Consider the following 17,723-nt stretch of genomic DNA (forward strand, 5'->3'; position numbering starts at 1 on the left):
GGCTCCGCAACGGGAAATGGATTTCCCGACAAAAAAAGACATCCTATGGATGTCTCGCAGCATCACTTATTTCGGCTACAGCTGGATGGTCCCATTCGCAGACCGGGCCGACTCCTGTAAATGATAGGTTACCGCAGAGGCGGCTGCTTTCGCTTTGAATACCGTACTCATATCGAAAATGAGCAGCTTCGCCGGTTCTCCGGGAAGTCCATACTGTATGGCCAGATACCGGCCTATCCTTTTCGTTGCTTCAGGAGTGAGATAGCCGTAGTTGTTGGACAAAATGGATTGCGTCACCGCAGCGGCCCCTGTGATTTTATATAGCGGCAGCTCAAAATATTTGTTTTTCCAATCTATAACAACCTTATCCGGTGTAACATATATTGCGGTCATCGCGGTCTGCGGAATCTGTGGAATGCCGTACTTATGAAGGCATGAAAAGCTGCTGTGTGCCCCCATTCGATACTGCTTCCCAAGCCGTTTGTTGTTCACATAGGTCATGATAAGCCATATGGCGAGAGCAATGATGAACAAACCTTGGACGACAGGGAAATCGTCGACGATAGGAATTCGAAAGCCATCCTCAATGAATCGCGACAGGACGAACGCAGCCGCAAACAAGATCACTGTGATGAGAAGGTTTTGCTTGAACCGCCCATTCCATTGGATAAGGGATAGGAGGGTTTTGAATATAAACAGCAGGAAGAAAAAAGAGAATAATCCTAAAAAGACATGAAGGATAGAAAACATGATACAAACATCCCTTCGGATCCTTGGTGACATTATACTCATAATAGCAGGTTGATAATAATTGGTAAACGCTTCCTGACGGGGTAATGGATAAATTAGTTGAAAAAGAAGGAAATAGGGCGGTGGGTGTAGAAATGGAGCGGATGCTGAACCTGCGCTATGTTCGTATAAGGGTCCGGCTGATTGAGAAAAGGATGTGATCGGAAATGGAAAACTCCAAATACGAAAAGCACTATTCGGAGCAAGGATTCTGGTCCAAGCTGAAAAAGCATGCGAAGGATGCCGGATCCAAAGTCGTTTACAGCGGGCTGCTCTTATACTATGCGCTTCAAAGTCCATCTACGCCGACAAAAGCGAAGATTCAAATTTATGGTGCGCTCGGCTATTTGATCCTGCCGATTGATATCGTTCCGGATATGCTGCCTGTCGTAGGCTATGTGGATGATTTAGGCGCTTTGATGCTGGCCATTGGTGCCGTTGCCATGAACATAGACAATTCCGTTAAGCAAAAAGCCAAAGAGAAGCTGAAGGATCTTTTCGGAGACGATGCCGTCAACCACCAGGACATTATTGATATCGACGCACACATCGTAGAATAGAAGATATTGGACAAGAAGGAGCACTGCACAGTGCTCCTTTTGCATGTGTAACGAATTTTCAGCAATGCGTTTGTTTAGTATACGAGCGATAGGACTCTACAGTCGAAAAGGAAGCTGGCCGTTTGTCGGACCGGCTGCCCTTTTTTACCAAATAGAAAATGTTTATAATGAATGAGATAGATCGAACCATCACCGGAGGTAGAAGCCATGAGGATCAAAAAAATCATTTCCGCAGCGTGCATTGTCGTTGGAATTGCTGTGATGGCCTACCCGACGGTGAATGACCGTTACGAGAGCTATAAGCAGCAGCAGATTTTAGAGCAGTGGCAGGAAAGCTTGCAGTATCTAGATCAAGCCGGTTCAGATCCGGAGCAGGAACCGGTAACGGTTTCTTTGCCTGCGCCCGTTCCATTGAGTACGGATATGGTAGAGGTCCAGCCCGCGCCATTGAAGGCGGAACCGACCCCAGTCCCTATATCTATCGGGCAGAAGAATGTGGAGGGCGTCCTCAAGATCGATAAGATCGACTTGAAGCTTCCTATCATCAAGAACGCAACGGCGGCCAATCTGAAGCTGTCGGTTGCCAGTATGGCGAATACAGGCAAGCCGGGTGAAATCGGCAATTATGCCATTGCGGGACATAGGAATCTTACGCACGGCAAAAATTTTAACCGCTTGGATGAAGTGACCGAGGGCGATCTCATAGAGGTAGATACGGGGAGCAAGCAGTATCGCTATAAGGTAGAAAGCAAGCAATACGTACTTCCCGAGGAAGTATGGGTGCTGAAAGGAAACGGCAAAGATCGGCAAATTACGCTAATTACCTGCCATCCTATGGAAAATCCGACACATCGCATCATAGTTAAAGGAAAATTGATAGAAGAGTGAGCATTTAGAACTAGAGAGGAAACAAATGGTATGCTATACTCATAGATAACCAAATAAGTTTTCGGTGCTTTCCACCGATAAAGGCAAATTCAGCGAAAGCTGGAGACGCAAAGCTATAGGGCCTTCCCTGGTCAATCTACCAGGATGGCAGCCAGTTACCGAAAGGAGAGTCTATGTTTCGTACATTAGGAGCATTGTTGCTGATCGCTGCGCTATTTCTGACTACGGCGCCTAAAGTTACCCAAGCCGCTGCCGGACAACCTGTTCTGGATAAGAGTTCTCTGAGCAACGGGATTATTAAGGTCCATTATGCGGATCCGGAGCATAAGGCGCTTGTGCGTGTAACCAAGGGTGAGGTCCAAATGGATTATAACCTGGTGGACGGGGCCTCCTACCCTCTGCAATTGGGTGACGGCAGCTACCATGTACTGGTTGCGAAACAGATTTCCGACAACAAATATCAAGTGATTTTGCAGGAAAATGTCGACGTGAAGACGGTGAATGAGCAGGCCGTGTTTTTGCAGTCCATATCTATAGCGAGCTGGAACGAGACGACCAAAGCTGTAGTGGAGGCAAAGAAACTAGCCGCGCATGCTGCAACCGATGAAGATAAAGTCAAAGCGATTTATGCTTTTTTGACGCAAAACTACAAATATAGTGAGAGTAAAGCGCAAACTGTAGACACAGGCTATACCCCTGACTTGGATAAGGTATACGAGGAATCCGGCGGAATATGCTTTGATTATGCTGCTACCTTCACGGCAATGGCCAGAAGCTTGGGAATCCCGACCCGATTGGTAATGGGATACGAGGTCCATGCCCCGGAGGTGTATCATGCGTGGAATCAAGTATATCTCAAGGATCTTCAAGAATGGGTCATTATCGACACCACCTATGACGCGTCCCGTGTACAAAGCGGGCAAGAGACAACTATGATAAAAAACAGTGCCGATTATGTTGTTACTGAGATCTATTAAGTAACATCCATTCGCCTAGCCGGCGGGAAATCGCAGCCTGAAGAATCTGCATTTGATGCGGGTTCTTTTTTTTGTGCAATCGAACGGCGGCCTGTTGTTCAGAAATTATTCAGATCGGTGATTTACAATGACTTCGGTAATGAAACCGTAGAAGGATTTATGAAATTAGACTACGTGAGAGGGGTGATAAGAAGGGTTTCATTCATAGTAAGACGAGGGAAGGGAAAAACATATGTGGAGGAAAAAAACCAGTGCGCTGCTGATCGCTCTATTGTTTGTTATCCAGAGCCTATCGGGAGTCGGTTGTTTGACTCAGGCCTTTGCCTCAGGCACTATTACCGGCAACATCATCAACAGCGTAACCATGACGGTATACGACAAAGCTGGACAAGTCGTCACCGGCAATGTATACGAGCAGGGCTCCAAGGTCCGATTGGATTACACCTGGTCCTTGCCTGACAACCATGGTTACCACAGCGGGGATACCTTTGCCTTCACGCTGCCGCAAGCGTTCTTGCTCTTCAATGATATCAGCGGGCCATTACGGAACGGTGATGAAGACATAGGAACGTTCAAGGTCAGCAAGGACAGTCACCAAGTGCTCATGACCTTTAACAGCTATATCGAAAGTCATAGCCAGGTGCGGGGGACCCTCACCATTGACACGCAATTCGACATCAAGACAGTAACAGGAAGCACGACACAAGTTATTAAAATTCCGGTTCAATCCGGAGAGCAGGTATTTACCCTTATCTTTAAGCCTAACGTCACATCGACCATCGGAAAAAGCGGTGTTCCTCAAGGCTTTAACCCTAAGAACATCGATTGGACGATTGATGTGAACAAGTCGCTGGATTCCGTGCAGCATGCGGTTGTCACCGACCCTATGCCGGCAGGCCTGGCGGCACCGGTAACGGTTGCTGTTTATAGCCTGAATGTAAACCTGGACGGCTCGGTAACCCAAGGCTCCTTGGTTGACGCCAGCAAATACAAGGTGGACACGACAGGAAATGTTCTGCAAGTAAGCTTTACGGATAACCCGATCCAAAGTGCATACCGGATACAGTACACGACTCCGATCACGGATTCCGGCGTAAGAACGTTCGTGAATACGGCAACGTTTGAAGGAAGCAACAAGCCGGCCTCTCAAGCTGAGGCGACGGTGACCATCCAGCGCGTGAGCGATCTGGACAAGCATCCTTCCAAGTATGACCAGGCTGCACAAACGATCGATTGGGCCATCCAGTACAACTACAACGAGAAGTCCATAGCACAATCAGAGGCCTATTTATTCGATTCTTTCAATGACTCGCAAGAATTGGTTACCGGCTCTTTCCACGTATATCCTGTAACGTTGGATGCTACCGGCAAGGAGCTTCTGGGCACGGAGCTGCCTGCCTCGGAGTATACGGTAAGCCCTGTAGCTGCCGCCGCGGGTAAAGCAGGCTTCAAGCTGCAGTTCAAGCATCCGGTGACATCGGCCTACAAGATTACGTATCAGACGAAAGGCGTCAACCGTGTGATTGACGATGCCACGATAACGAACAATGTTTATTCGGGCAGCGGGACTTCCGCAAATCCGTCCAAGCAGGATATCAAGCAAGCGGTTATCGTGAAAAGCGTTGGATCCGTGGATTATGCCGCCAAGACCGTCGCATGGAAGCTCACCATTAATGGCGACAGTCAGCCGATGAGCAGCATCAAGGTGACGGACACCTTCCCTAAAAAAGGGCTGCGCCTCATTCCTGATTCGCTCGTTGTGAAAGCCAAAGACGGCACGGTGATTCCGGCAGCCCAATATGCTGTGGACAGCAGCGTTCAACCGGATCAAGGGTTCATATTGAATTGGAAGGCCCCTCTTACGGAGCCTGTCACGGTAAGCTACACGACGGAATTCCATCCTGATTGGATCAGTCCTGCGGGGAGCACGATTAGTTTTATTAATGAAGCTCAAATCGACTGGATGGACGACGCTTCTAACGCAAGGACGAAAAAGGTTACCGCAACGTTCACTCCAAGAAACGAAGTGAAGCAAAACGGCTTCAAGAATGGTTCTTACAATGCTTCGTCCAAAGAGATCACGTGGACGGTAGGTGTCAATTACAACGGGAAACCCGTTGCGGGTGCCGTGATCGAGGATCTATTGGAATCGAAGCAGAAGCTGGTTGAAGGCTCCCTTAAGCTGTATAACATGACGATTCCTCCGAACGGAAACCCGTCGAAGGGGACGGTAGTCGATAGCACGTATTACAGCTATACGGTCGATAACAGCAACAAGCTGGCCGTGAAGTTCTTACAACCGATCTCGACACCGTATTATCTTGTCTTCAATACAAGTCTTGATGGAGAGCTGATAAGCAGCAGTGTCAGCAACACAGCGCAATTGTTCGACGGTACGAATCCTGTTTCCGGCAAGCTGACCGCTTCCGTAACGATCCCTCGAGGGGGAGAGTATGCAAGTAAAAACGGTAAGCAGGACGGTGACAAAATTAACTGGACGATCTACATTAACCGCGGGCAATCAACCGTTGCTGACGCCAAGATCATCGACACGCCTACGGATAACCAGCTGCTGTTACCGGATACCTTTCACTTGTATGCCACAACTATTGCGGCTGACGGAAGCCTGACCAGGTCGGCGGAGCTAGTAAAGGGAACGGATTATACGGTTGTCTTCCATACCGATGCTAACGGGAAGCAGACATTTGAGCTAAGCTTCAAGAACGAGATCCGTTCGGCTTATATTTTGGAGTACCAGTCACTCATCGTTGCCAAGGATCAGGAAACGGTGTCCAACAAAGTCAGCTTCAGCGGCAACAACGTAAGAACGGTGACCCAAGAAACGACACAAGATATTGTGGTCGGTGTCTCCAGCGGGTCGGGTACAGGCAGCGGCAAGAGAGGCTGGCTGACCATTGAGAAGACAGATTCCGCTGATAGCCGGTTGCATCTAAGCGGCGCGACGTTCGACTTGTATCGGAAATCGGGCTCAGAGTTACTGTATATTCAAACCCAGACAACAGATGCAGCGGGAAAAATCATATTTCCTAACCTGTACACCGGGGATTACGCCATAAAGGAAAAGGCGGCTCCAGTGGGATATGTTTTGGATACAACGATACATTTTGTAACTGTAGACTCTACAAATAGTAACATATTGCGCATATCGAATGTGAAGACATCAACTCCGCCGGTAAAGCCGCCAGTTGATCCACCGGTGAAACCGCCGGTAGATCCTCCGGTAACACCACCGGTGACACCGCCTGTGACGCCTCCGGTGAAACCGCCGGTTGATCCACCGGTGACGCCTCCAGTAACACCGCCAGTAACTCCTGGCGGCGGATCGTCGGATTCCGATTCCGGTGACTCGTCGGAGCCAACAAAGCGGCCGGATTCTACCGGGACGCCGGGTTCCTCAGGACCTGAATCGACAACGACGCCGGAAGCTTCAGCGAAGCCAGATCCTGCATCGGAACCTGGAGAAAAGCCAGGCACAGAACCAAAGCCTGAGACTCCTGCACCGCAGGAAGTGCCGAACCAGGATATGGCGATAGAAGGTAATATCAAGGTACCTCTGGGAGGCTCCCCGACTAGTGATGGGGACAACAACCAGCCGCAAGGGAACGAAAAGGCAACGTTAAATGCGGATGGAACGCCTGTAGAGACACTCCCCGTAACCGGGGAAGCCAGTCATCTATACGTGCAGCTGGCAGGCTTCCTATTGATAATCCTGGGCGCAACCCTAGGCCGGAAAAAGGTATTGAGAAGCAAATAAGTCAGTTGATTCTAGTATGGCATAGGTATGCCTGGCTGGGGTGACCCGGCAGCGCATAGATCAAGACGAGGCAGCGGCCATTTCCCTGTATCTGGTGGGGAGATGGCCGCTTTTTTTCTGTTGACAATCCAAATCCTTGAAGTTACAATCATTAACGATAATGATTCTCATTTTCATAAATTATGAAACGTAAGGAAGGCAAATGAGATGACCTCCGAGGCGAAAGAATTATATACCCAAAGTTTGGATATTGCATATGACGATCGACTGATCGTGAACGACTTGAATTTGTCGATCCCCATCGGCAAAATTACAGCGCTTGTTGGCTCCAACGGATCCGGCAAGTCCACTATTTTGAAGACCATGGCGAGGATTACCCACCCCAAGAAGGGACAAGTATGGCTGGACGGAAAGTCCATCCACGAGCAGCCGACCAAAGCAGTGGCGAAGCAGCTCGCTATCCTGCCTCAGAATCCTACGGCTCCTGACGGATTGACCGTGAGCGAGCTTATTTCCTATGGACGGTTTCCGCACCAGAAGGGCTTCGGCTCCCTCGGCAAGGAAGACTGGGATGTCATCCAGTGGGCGCTGGATATTACAGGGATGACGGAGTTCGCCGATCGTCCGGTGGATCAGCTGTCCGGCGGGCAGAGACAGCGCGCCTGGATTGCCATGGCATTGGCTCAGAAGACGGACATATTGTTCCTTGATGAGCCGACCACGTTTTTGGACATGGCTCACCAGCTGGAGGTGTTGAAGCTCCTCCAGAAGCTCAATGCGGAGGAAAACCGAACGATCGTCATGGTGGTCCACGATTTGAACCATGCGGCCCGCTATGCCCACCACATGGTCGCGATTCAGCAAGGCCGCGTCGTCAGCGAAGGGCCGCCGGAGCAGGTCATGACGAAGGACGTCCTTCGTCAAGTATTCGGGATCGAGGCGGATATTTTAACAGATCCCCGTACGGGCGTTCCGCTCTGCCTGCCCTTTGAGCTGTTTATTAAAAGCAAAGGAACGGCTGCCACATGAATCCAGGCTTCTTACATAGGGTGTTCAAGCAGAATCGGACCCGGGTGAAGGGCTCGGTGTTTGGTATTGTCCTGCTTTTATCGATTGCCGCTCTCGCATGCTCGATGTTTCTGGCCATCTCGTTCGGCGCGAAAGAGATGACCATCGGAACCGTATGGACCGCCGTCGCTCAATATAATCCGGCCTTGACGACGCATCAGATTATTCACGAGCTGAGGCTCCCCAGGGTGATTGCCGCCGCTGTCATGGGTGCAGCCTTTGCCGTTGCCGGAGCTTTAATGCAAGGCGTCACGCGCAACCCGCTGGCGGATGCGGGGATTCTTGGAGTCAATGCGGGTGCGACGTTCATGGTCGCACTTAGCTTTGCATTTTTTCCGAATGTGCCGTACACGGCCTTGGTGCTGCTGTCATTTGCGGGAGCGTCCTTGAGCGCCCTGTTTATTTTTGCGCTCAGCTCTACGACGGCCGGAGGCTTAACTCCTCTAAGGCTGACCATTGCGGGTGCTGTCGTTGCGGCCTTGCTGCACTCTCTCAGCTCCGGGGTCGCTATCTATTATCAGTTAAGCCAGGATTTGGCTTATTGGTATGCGGGCGGCGTAGCCGGCGTCAAATGGTCACAGCTGAAGCTATTGGTGCCCGTCATTACGGTGACGATCCTCTGGACGCTGCTGATGAGCCGGTCCCTGTCGCTAATCTCCTTAGGAGACGAGGTGGCCGTTAATCTTGGGGTCAAAACGAAGCGGGTAAGAATCTTAGCCATGATAGCGGCCTTGATTCTGGCCGGGGTTTCCGTATCGGCTGTAGGCTCAATCGGTTTTGTCGGCCTCGTGATTCCGCATATTTCCCGCAGGCTCGTTGGCGTCGATTATCGGTTCGTTATTCCGGTGTCCGCCGTACTGGGCGCGGTCCTGCTGGTATTTGCCGACTTGGGAGCACGGATGGTCAATCCGCCAAGAGAGCTGGCTATCGGCGTGATGGTTGCTCTTGTAGGCGTTCCCTTCTTCCTTTATCTGGCCCATAAAGAAAGGAGGAGCTTATAGCCATGCAGCACCTGCGCGCAAGAGAGAAGAAAGCGGTGACCGTCGGCTTTATCTTAATCCTCATTTGTTTAAGCGCGGTCATTATCAGCTTAAACACAGGCTCGATTCGGCTGTCTCCGTCAGCGGTGATCCAAACGCTGATTGGACGAGGCAGCCCGGACGATACGATGGTTTTGTTTGATTTTCGGCTGCCGCGTATTTTAATCACCATGCTGGCCGGGATCGGGTTGGGCATCTCGGGCGCCATTTTGCAGGGGCTCTCGCGCAATGCATTGGCGGACCCCGGTATTCTCGGCATTCATGCCGGCGCTTCGCTAGGCCTTATTGTTTTTGTGACTTATTTTAATACGATGACGGGCGCGATCGCGCTTCTGATCCCGTTATTCACGTTTGTAGGAGGCATGATAACGGCGGTGCTCATTGTTCTGCTGTCATATGACCGCCAAAAAGGCTGGCTGCCGGTCCGCTTAATCTTAATCGGAATCGCCATATCAGCGGGCTTTAGCGCGGCTACGCTCTTCTTGTCGTTAAGTCTTGACGATAAGACATACGCCTTTGCCTCCAGATGGTTGATAGGCAATGTCTGGGGGAAGGATTGGGTCCATGTGTATGCGCTGCTTCCGTGGATCGTAATCCTTGTGCCCTATGTGTTTTCCCAATCCAAGCAGCTAAATGCCTTATCGCTTGGCGATGAGCTGGCTGTCGGGATCGGGGCTTCGGTACGAAGACAGCGGCTCCTGCTGCTGACCGCCGCGGTCGCCTTATCGTGCGCCAGTGTGGCGATGGTGGGGGGCATCGGGTTTATCGGCTTGGTGGCGCCCCATCTGGCACGCCGCCTGGTGGGTCCGATGCATCAGCATATTTTGCCTATCTCAGGCTTGATCGGTCTTGTCATTCTGGTGGTGGCCGATACGATCGGAAGGTCCGTCTTCCAGCCTAACGCGATTCCGGCAGGCGTCGTAGTTGCCGCTGTCGGTGCGCCGTACTTCCTTTATTTACTCCGTAAGACCAAATAATAGCCCAATAAGGAGACGTTATGAAAAAGACACTATGGGTATGCAGCCTTATTCTTGTTCTGATTTTATCCGCGTGCGGCACCAATGCTCCCCAGCCAAACAAGGAAGCAGCCGGGGAAAAGCCCGCCGAAAATAAAGAGCCGCGGATTGCCTCGTTATCTATCCATTTGACGAATCATCTGCTGGCTCTCGGCATCACACCCGTCGGTTCTGTTGTAGGCGGGGACCTAAAAACCTTTTTGCCCCATGTCGCTGATCGTCTGAAGAATACGAAGCAGTTGGGGGTTGCGACGGAGCCGGATATGGAGGCTTTGCTCGCCTTGAAGCCGGATGTTATTTATATCGATAAGCAGTATGCCGGAGACATCGCCAAATACGAAAAAATCGCCAAAACCGTTTCCTTCGACCTGGATGAGGGAACCTGGAGAGATACGTTAAGAAAGGTCGCCAAGCTCGTTAACCGCGAACAACAGGCGGAGGATTTCCTCAAAGAGAATCAAGCCCAGGCGGAGCGGGTCAAAAAGCTGATTCAAGGCAAAATCGGCGATGGTACGGTTATGGCGGTACGCGTGACGGCCAAGGAGCTGCGGGTGTTTGGGTTTAGACGACCGATGGGGCCGATGCTGTTCGAGGATTTGGGTTTGAAGCCTGCCAAAGGGGTCGAGAAGATCAGCAAAGACAAGTCTTATGAGGTGATCTCGCAGGAAGTGCTTCCTGATTATGATGCGGATGCGATCTTTGTCATCGTTAATAATGAGGACGGGGCCAAAAAATTGTATCAGCAGCTGCAGTCCAGCCCGATCTGGCAGGGGCTAAAAGCGGTGAAAGCCAACCATATCTATCCGATTCCCGATCAGCCATGGCTGGACTACTCGGCGATGGGAAATAAAATGTCCTTAGATTACGCGGAAAACATGTTTTCGAAATAAGTTTGGAGAAAGCACCTGGCAGGTGCTTTTTTTAATCGCATGGGAAAATTGTAAAGCTAATGGTTTCATGCTGCTTTTCTTACCAACGGTCATTTTACTTTAATATTTGGGTGCGGGGCCTCTTAACAATATCGCATGTCCATCATCCCGAAGATGCTGAGAGTACCTGCGAGGTGCTCTCTTTTTCTATGCGATATAGGTATTATTTCCTATAAAAGTTCACGAAGATTTCCTATTCATTCTATGGAATAATCTTACTAGCTCAACAGCTATCGACACTATTTGTGAATCTATGATATCATTTAGTTCTTGATAAAGTGGTAACGTAGTAAAGTAAAATTAGTAAAAGGTGGTTCTTAATAGGATGAAACGTTTAGCAGCTATGGCCTTGGTACTTACCGCGGCAATATCAATCTTTACAGGATGCTCTGCTGGGAAGGAAGCTTCTTCCGCTTCGGGGGATAACAAGAAACTGGTTATTGGTATCGACGACAAGTTCGCACCTCTAGGCTTTAGAGATGAGAAGAATGATATCGTCGGTTTTGATATCGACTACGCGAAAGCGGCAGCGGAGAAAATGGGGACAACCGCCGTTTTTCAACCGATAGATTGGAAAACGAAAGAGTCGGAGCTGAGCAGCGGCCGGATCGACCTGATCTGGAACGGATACACCATTACCGATGAGCGCAAGCAAAAGGTATTGTTCACCAAGCCTTATTTGAAAAATGCTCAAGTAGTTGTCACTCTGGCCAAATCGAATCTATCCAAGCTGGATGACCTGACCGGCAAAGTCGTCGGGCTTCAATCTCTTTCTTCTGCGGCGGACGCTTTGGATGAAAGTCCGCTCAAGTCCAAGGTGAAAAATGTGACGGAATACGCGGACAACGTGCTCGCCCTTAACGATCTGAAAATCGGCCGAGTGGATGCGGTAGTTATCGATGAAGTTGTCATTGACTACTATATGTCGAAGGAGAAGGGCACCTTCAAGCTGATGAATGAGTCGCTGGCTCCTGAAGAATATGGAATCGGCGTGAAAAAAGGCAACGAAGCGCTGCTGCAGAAGCTGCAAAAGGCGCTGGATGAGATGAATCAGGACGGCACCGCAGCGAAAATTTCGCAAAAATGGTTCGGCGAAGATAAAGTATTGAAGTAGCACTTCGGATGAAGATAAGCGAGAACGGATTTCTTTCGGGGAATCCCGTTTTGCTTTTGGGGGAGTTTTTCTATGTCTTTGGATAAATGGATCTCAATGATTAAACCGATGCTGGAAGGCGCTCAAATGACGGTCCTCCTGTTTCTGATTGCGATCGTAGTATCGATCCCGCTGGGGTTCCTGCTTACGTTAGCGGTCAAAAGCAGCAGCAAGCCGTTATCCTGGCTCGCTCACACGTATATTTACGTCATGCGCGGTACGCCGCTGCTGCTCCAGCTGCTGGTCATCTGCTTCGGTCTTCCGATGATCCCGGGAATCGGCGAATATTTGGTGCTGGACCGGTTTACCGCAGCCTGCGTAGGCTTTATTCTGAACTATGCGGCGTATTTTGCGGAGATTTTCCGCGGGGGCTTGCTGGCTATCGATAAGGGCCAGTACGAGGCCTCCCAGGTGCTTGGCTTCAGTAAATGGCAGACGCTGACGCGGATTATTTTACCTCAGATGTTTCGGGTCGTCCTGCCGTCGGTATCGAACGAATCCATCACGCTGATCAAGGATACCGCGCTGCTGTATGCCGTTGCGGTTCCCGACCTCTTGCACTATGCCCAGACCGTGGTGAACCGCGACTTTACGATCGTTCCTTTCTTTGTCGCAGGTATCATTTATTTGATCATGACGCTTCTGTTAACCGTATTGTTCAAATGGCTGGAAAGAAGATTTAAATTTGAATAAAAGGACTGGCTGATGTGGCTATCATAGAAGTATCCAATCTTACGAAATCCTACGGCACTCTGGACGTGCTGAAGCAAATGTCGTTTCAGGTCAACAAGAACGATGTCGTTGCGGTCATCGGTCCTTCCGGCTCGGGAAAAAGTACGATGCTCCGCAGTCTGGTCCATCTCGAAGAGATCAACGGCGGTACGATCAAGATCCATGGGGAGACGCTGGTCAATAACGGAGTCTACGCCAAGCCCCAGGAGATCAAACGGATCACGGCTAGGATGGGAATGGTATTTCAGCATTTCAATCTGTTTCCTCATCTAACGGTCAAGCAAAATTTGGAGCTGGCCCCGAGAATCGTCAAAGGGGAATCCGCCTCGGACATCGCCAAGCGCAGCTCGGAGCTGCTCGCCAAAGTCGGCCTGTCCGGCCGCGAGTCACAGCTTCCGTCGAAGCTTTCCGGCGGGCAGAAGCAGCGTGTCGCTATTGCCCGGGCCTTAATGATGAATCCGGACATTTTGCTGTTTGACGAGCCTACCTCGGCATTGGACCCTGAGCTGACAGGTGAGGTGCTGCAGGTAATGAAAAATCTTGCTGAGGAGCACATGACGATGATAGTCGTTACTCACGAGATGGGGTTTGCCAAGGAAGTGGCTAACCGGGTCATGTTCATGGACCAGGGAGAAATTATTGAATCCGGCTCTCCGGAGCAAATTTTCGTCCATCCGCAGTTTGACAGGACCAGGGCTTTCTTGAATCACAGCCTGAAATAAGGGATAAGCGCGGGCTTTCGGGCCGGTGCTTTTTCTTTTGGTGCTGAGCAAGTTGAAAGCGCATCCAGAGAATGAATAGAATTATGATATTTTTGGATAGCAATCTGTTATCTCCTCTCCTTTATGATGAGAATGTGCCATGTATGCAGTGGTTGGGGTTCTCAAGCCAGGCAAGGTCTGGTTTCACAGTCTTCGTCTGCCGGGATGGACTCACGGAGCCGTCTGGAAGCCTCCGACAGAGAACACCTGATGAAGTAAAGAGGGGAGTCTATATCATGACAAAAAGAAAACGCTTACTATTATCTTCGCTGATGGCCGCTGTTTTGTTAACGACAGCAGCATGCGGCAGCGGTGGAGTAACGAAGGAATCCGAGCCTGCCAAAGGTCAGGACAATGTAAAACGCGAGCCCGTCGAGATAACGTTTTACCGCCCGAATAACGGAACGACGGAAGAGCAGTTTATGGATTTGATGGGGAACGCGATCAAGGAGAAGTTTCCGTTCGTTACACCGAAGTTTATCCCTTGGGGGAATGGAACGAAGATGGAGGAGGTTATCTCAGCCGGAGTGGATATGGACATTATCCTCCTGTCTATCGGCTACTACCCTCAATTTCAGAACCTGAATTTGTCAACGGATTTGACGGAGTACATCAAGAAAACCAATTACGATACGAGCCGTCTGGAAACGACGACCTTCGATTTTATTAAGCAGTTCGGCAGCGGAGGCAGGATCGACTCGCTTCCGATCTTTACTACGGCGGAAGTCCTGATGTACAACAAAGATATTTTCGATAAATTCGGCGTGCCTTACCCTAAGGAAGGCATGACCTGGGATGACTTGTACGAGCTGGCGAAGCAGGTATCGCGTACGGACGGAGGCGTTCAATATTACGGCTTCCTGACCTCTGTCAGCCATATGCTGAACACCAACCAGCTGTCGCTGCCGTTTGTTGACAGCAAGACGAATCAGCCTGCGATAAATACGGAGCCGTACAAGCGCATGGCCGAAAATTTCGCGCGTTTTTACAATATTCCGGGAGCGGAACTACCGAAGGAAAAGTACGGCAAAGAAGCGGATATGTTTACAAAGGATAAGAACCTTGCCATGTACGCCTACTTTAACAGTACTATGGTCAACGCCGCGAAGGATATGAATATGGATGCGGTGCCTCTCCCGACCTTTAAGGAAGCTCCGGGAGTCGGATCCCAGATGTACTCGACCTTCGCTAGCGTTTACAGCAACAGCAAGCATAAGGACGTCGCCTTCGAAATATTGGCGTACCTGACATCGGATGAAATGCAGGTGAAGTTTGCCAAGGATGGCACCGGAATGCCGATTGTTAAAAATACAAAGCTGCTCGATTCGTTTGGTCAAGACTTGCCGCAGCTGAAGGGCAAAAATATTAAAGCGTTCTACCCGGCTAAACCGGCGCCTGTATCGCCCAGAACGATTTATGACGACCTGGCGTCCAAATATGCCGTTACGGCGCTTAGGGAGGTCGCACAGAAGGTCAGCGACGCGAATACCGCATTCCGCAAGGCGGAGGAGCAAGCCGCCAAGGATATTCAAGCAGCTATGAAAAAGTGACAAATGCTTGGACGTCCCCCGGCAGGGAGCAGGGTTCGTGGCTTAGATAAGAAATCCCCTTAACCTGCTTCTATGGCGGCCGGTTAGGGGAATTCTTTCGTTCAATCAAATTAAGAAATTAAGCCTGCTTCGCATAGGCCTCCGGGGTTTTCCCGACAGTAGCCTTGAAGTCTTTGATGAAATGGGATTGATCATAGTAGCCCAGCTTGAGCGAGAGCTCCAGCAGATCCAGCTGCTGCCCCCGGTCCATGGCTTCGGCCGCATTTTGAAGCCGGTATAACTTGATGACGGTTTTGGGGCTGAGACCGACGTACTGCTCGAACAGACGCTGCAGCTTTCTTTTGTTCATAGCGAAGCATTCCGAGACCTGCTCTACCTTGGTGATCTCGCGCTCCACCGCAATCCGGTCAACAATCTGGTTGACCAGAACGACTTGCTCATCCTGCTCCGGCAGCTTCGGCCGAAGAAGGCCTTCCAAGAGCTCAACCATTCTTGTTTCATCGCTTTGGGACAGGAGCAGCTCTTCTGCCTCCCGGGCCTCGATCCCCAGCATGTCGTGGACAGCCATAGGCTGCTGAAGGGCTTCGGACACCGGCTTCTTGATGAAGGGATAAAAGCCGCCGGGCTTGAATTTGGCTCCCACGACACAGCCTTTTCCTTGAAGCAGAATGGAGTAGGTTTGCTTCGCGGCTGCGTAGACGGCCGAACGGCCGGATTGGAAGAGCAGGTTCACGCAGGGATTCGGAACTACGCTCTGCAAATAGGGCTCCTGGCCGGTTAAATCCCAGCTGGCAATCCAGTAGTGCTTGACGAAAAAACCGATATCTTCCGAAGGCGTGTAACGGTTGAGAACATATTTTGCCTTGTCAAAATTCAGAATGCCCATGCTGGGCTTCGTTTCGTGCCTCTTCATGATACGCTCACTCCTGTTCACGTTATGCTGCGGATGGGCAGGCGGGCATGTCGCGTTTTTACAATACATGAATGCTTGGACAAGCTATAGTTATATTAAAGCATATTACTTCGTATAAAGGAGTGGGATGATGGAACTGAAATACGAATTTTATATCGGAGCTTCCCCTGAACAAGTGTGGGATATCCTTGTGACGCCGGAAGGAACGCGCAAAATCTTTTTTGGCAGCGAGCTGCAATCGAGCTTTCAAGTCGGGGAGCCCTTTCAATATGTAGGTCCCGGCAATGATGGGGATGAAACCGTGCACGTGTATGGGACGATCCTCGCGTTTGAACCGAACCGCCTGTTCAGCGTCCTTGAGCATCCGGGGCCGTCCTATTATCCTAACCATGCCGAATTGGAATCGAGGATTACGATGACGCTCGAGACGGTCGGAGAATGCACCAAGCTGACGCTGGTGAACGATCAATGGAGTGAGAACCATCCGTCGTTGAAAAATACGTCCAGCAGCTGGTGGATGATCCTGAGCAACATCAAGACATTGGCTGAGACGGGGAAGACGCTGAATTTGGGCTGGTAGGTAAGGCGTCCTTAAGGACATTTGTCTGTTGAGAAACCAATGAAGACTGAAAATATGCCAATATAATTCCAATGGGGTATCCCCCTCCGGCCGCTGTTGAAACCCGTGAAATTTGATTAGTTTTAGCGGTATTTTCACGGATTTCAAAGGCGGACGTAAACTCCTCCGAGGCATACCCCATCTCCATATTCGGCATAATTCCAGCAATACAAGATTTCTCAACAGACTTCAGGCGTTCATAAGAACGCCTTTTTGTTGTCGAGGAAATTCAACGGGAAACGAAGGAATCGGTCGAGAACGCGGAGAAAGTGACCAAGGATGTAGAAGGCGGGCTGCAGATATCCAACGAGGCCATTTATAAGTTCGAGCAAATACTGGGCAGCATGAAACAAACAGCCCCTCATATTGACGAGGTATCAGCCATTACCGCGCAGATTTCCGCCGGAGTGCAGGAGGTCACGGCGGTCGCGAATGAGCTAGCTCTTATTGCGAAAGGGAATGCGGCGACGTCGGAGGAGGTTGCGGCATCGGCGGAGGAGCAGCTGGCGTCGATGCAGGAAATTTCGGCTTCCGCGCAAAATCTGGCTTCTTTGGCGGAGGAGCTCAAGGCGTTGATTCAGAAGTTTACGTACTAAGGTTATTTACACAAAAGGCACGGATTCTGCGGTCTGTGCTTTTTTTGTCGTTGTAGAATATAAATTTTGGGGGGACATGGCTACCGGAGCGGGGACGGTCTCGGCTATTACGGCGGCAGGCATTGTGGGGCCGCTCGTTCCTACGTTCCATGTGGACCCTGCGCTGATGGTGCTTGCCACCGCTTCCGCCAGCAATACGATTACGTATGTGAACGATGCCGCGTTTTGGCTGTTCAAGGAATATTTCAATTTATCGATTAAGGATACGTTCAAGACATGGGGCTTGCTTATCGTTTTATTTTTGAGCTTGTTCATTCATTGAGAAAAAAGAAGGGAAGCTTCATGGCAGCTTCCTTG

At 50.3% G+C, this 17,723-nt stretch carries 17 protein-coding genes and 1 riboswitch; of the genes, 15 read left to right on the plus strand and 2 right to left on the minus strand.

The annotated features are described in order from the left end of the window. Positions 1 to 75: 75 nt before the first annotated feature. Positions 76 to 750: a hypothetical protein gene (locus B1728_RS33265; protein WP_079914728.1), complete on the minus strand. Its 675-nt coding sequence runs from the start codon at positions 748 to 750 to the stop codon at positions 76 to 78. 206 nt (positions 751 to 956) lie between these two features. Between B1728_RS33265 and B1728_RS33270 the strand changes: the two genes are divergently transcribed. From B1728_RS33270 to B1728_RS33325, 12 genes are all read left to right on the plus strand, one after another. Beyond that, positions 957 to 1,349, plus strand: coding sequence for a YkvA family protein (locus B1728_RS33270; RefSeq protein ID WP_079914729.1), 393 nt, complete (start codon positions 957 to 959; stop codon positions 1,347 to 1,349). Positions 1,350 to 1,556: 207 nt separating this feature from the next. Then, positions 1,557 to 2,237, plus strand: coding sequence for a class D sortase (locus B1728_RS33275; protein ID WP_079914730.1), 681 nt, complete (start codon positions 1,557 to 1,559; stop codon positions 2,235 to 2,237). Positions 2,238 to 2,309: 72 nt separating this feature from the next. Further along, positions 2,310 to 2,400, plus strand: a riboswitch (cyclic di-GMP riboswitch). A 10-nt stretch (positions 2,401 to 2,410) separates the two neighbouring features. Next, positions 2,411 to 3,214, plus strand: a complete 804-nt coding sequence (locus B1728_RS33280; protein WP_079914731.1) for a transglutaminase-like domain-containing protein — start codon at positions 2,411 to 2,413, stop codon at positions 3,212 to 3,214. A gap of 232 nt (positions 3,215 to 3,446) precedes the next feature. Further along, positions 3,447 to 6,989 carry a collagen binding domain-containing protein gene (locus B1728_RS33285; RefSeq protein ID WP_079914732.1) on the plus strand — a complete coding sequence of 1,181 codons (3,543 nt, stop codon included), beginning with the start codon at positions 3,447 to 3,449 and terminating at the stop codon, positions 6,987 to 6,989. Positions 6,990 to 7,196: 207 nt separating this feature from the next. Next, complete coding sequence (locus B1728_RS33290) at positions 7,197 to 8,018, plus strand: ABC transporter ATP-binding protein (protein ID WP_079914733.1); 822 nt, start codon at positions 7,197 to 7,199, stop codon at positions 8,016 to 8,018. A 104-nt stretch (positions 8,019 to 8,122) separates the two neighbouring features. After that, positions 8,123 to 9,058, plus strand: coding sequence for a FecCD family ABC transporter permease (locus B1728_RS33295; protein WP_256865617.1), 936 nt, complete (start codon positions 8,123 to 8,125; stop codon positions 9,056 to 9,058). Between the two features lie 2 nt (positions 9,059 to 9,060). Further along, on the plus strand, positions 9,061 to 10,074 hold the full coding sequence (locus B1728_RS33300; protein ID WP_079914735.1) for a FecCD family ABC transporter permease: 1,014 nt from the start codon (positions 9,061 to 9,063) through the stop codon (positions 10,072 to 10,074). A 20-nt stretch (positions 10,075 to 10,094) separates the two neighbouring features. Next, complete coding sequence (locus B1728_RS33305) at positions 10,095 to 11,003, plus strand: iron-hydroxamate ABC transporter substrate-binding protein (protein ID WP_079914736.1); 909 nt, start codon at positions 10,095 to 10,097, stop codon at positions 11,001 to 11,003. Between the two features lie 364 nt (positions 11,004 to 11,367). Then, complete coding sequence (locus tag B1728_RS33310; protein WP_079914737.1) at positions 11,368 to 12,156, plus strand: amino acid ABC transporter substrate-binding protein; 789 nt, start codon at positions 11,368 to 11,370, stop codon at positions 12,154 to 12,156. Positions 12,157 to 12,228: 72 nt separating this feature from the next. Next, positions 12,229 to 12,888: an amino acid ABC transporter permease gene (locus tag B1728_RS33315; RefSeq protein WP_079914738.1), complete on the plus strand. Its 660-nt coding sequence runs from the start codon at positions 12,229 to 12,231 to the stop codon at positions 12,886 to 12,888. A gap of 14 nt (positions 12,889 to 12,902) precedes the next feature. Continuing rightward, complete coding sequence (locus tag B1728_RS33320; protein ID WP_079914739.1) at positions 12,903 to 13,649, plus strand: amino acid ABC transporter ATP-binding protein; 747 nt, start codon at positions 12,903 to 12,905, stop codon at positions 13,647 to 13,649. Positions 13,650 to 13,924: 275 nt separating this feature from the next. Continuing rightward, positions 13,925 to 15,238, plus strand: coding sequence for an ABC transporter substrate-binding protein (locus B1728_RS33325; protein ID WP_179136298.1), 1,314 nt, complete (start codon positions 13,925 to 13,927; stop codon positions 15,236 to 15,238). 118 nt (positions 15,239 to 15,356) lie between these two features. Here the strand turns inward: B1728_RS33325 and B1728_RS33330 are convergent, their stop codons facing one another. Then, a complete protein-coding gene (locus B1728_RS33330) occupies positions 15,357 to 16,151 on the minus strand; it encodes a helix-turn-helix domain-containing protein (RefSeq protein WP_079914741.1) in 795 nt (264 codons plus the stop codon). Positions 16,152 to 16,281: 130 nt separating this feature from the next. Between B1728_RS33330 and B1728_RS33335 the strand changes: the two genes are divergently transcribed. The 3 genes from B1728_RS33335 (at position 16,282) to B1728_RS33345 (ending at position 17,688) form a co-directional block, all read left to right on the plus strand. Next, the gene (locus B1728_RS33335) at positions 16,282 to 16,731 is read left to right on the plus strand and encodes an SRPBCC family protein (protein WP_079914742.1); all 450 of its coding nucleotides are present in this window, start codon (positions 16,282 to 16,284) and stop codon (positions 16,729 to 16,731) included. A 308-nt stretch (positions 16,732 to 17,039) separates the two neighbouring features. Continuing rightward, positions 17,040 to 17,366, plus strand: coding sequence for a methyl-accepting chemotaxis domain-containing protein (locus B1728_RS33340; RefSeq protein ID WP_179136299.1), 327 nt, complete (start codon positions 17,040 to 17,042; stop codon positions 17,364 to 17,366). Positions 17,367 to 17,442: 76 nt separating this feature from the next. Continuing rightward, on the plus strand, positions 17,443 to 17,688 hold the full coding sequence (locus B1728_RS33345) for a GntT/GntP/DsdX family permease (protein WP_256865616.1): 246 nt from the start codon (positions 17,443 to 17,445) through the stop codon (positions 17,686 to 17,688). Positions 17,689 to 17,723 lie beyond the last annotated feature (35 nt).

Source organism: Paenibacillus sp. 32352, assembly GCF_002042965.1.
Taxonomy (GTDB): Bacteria; Bacillota; Bacilli; order Paenibacillales; family NBRC-103111; genus Paenibacillus_S; species Paenibacillus_S vulneris.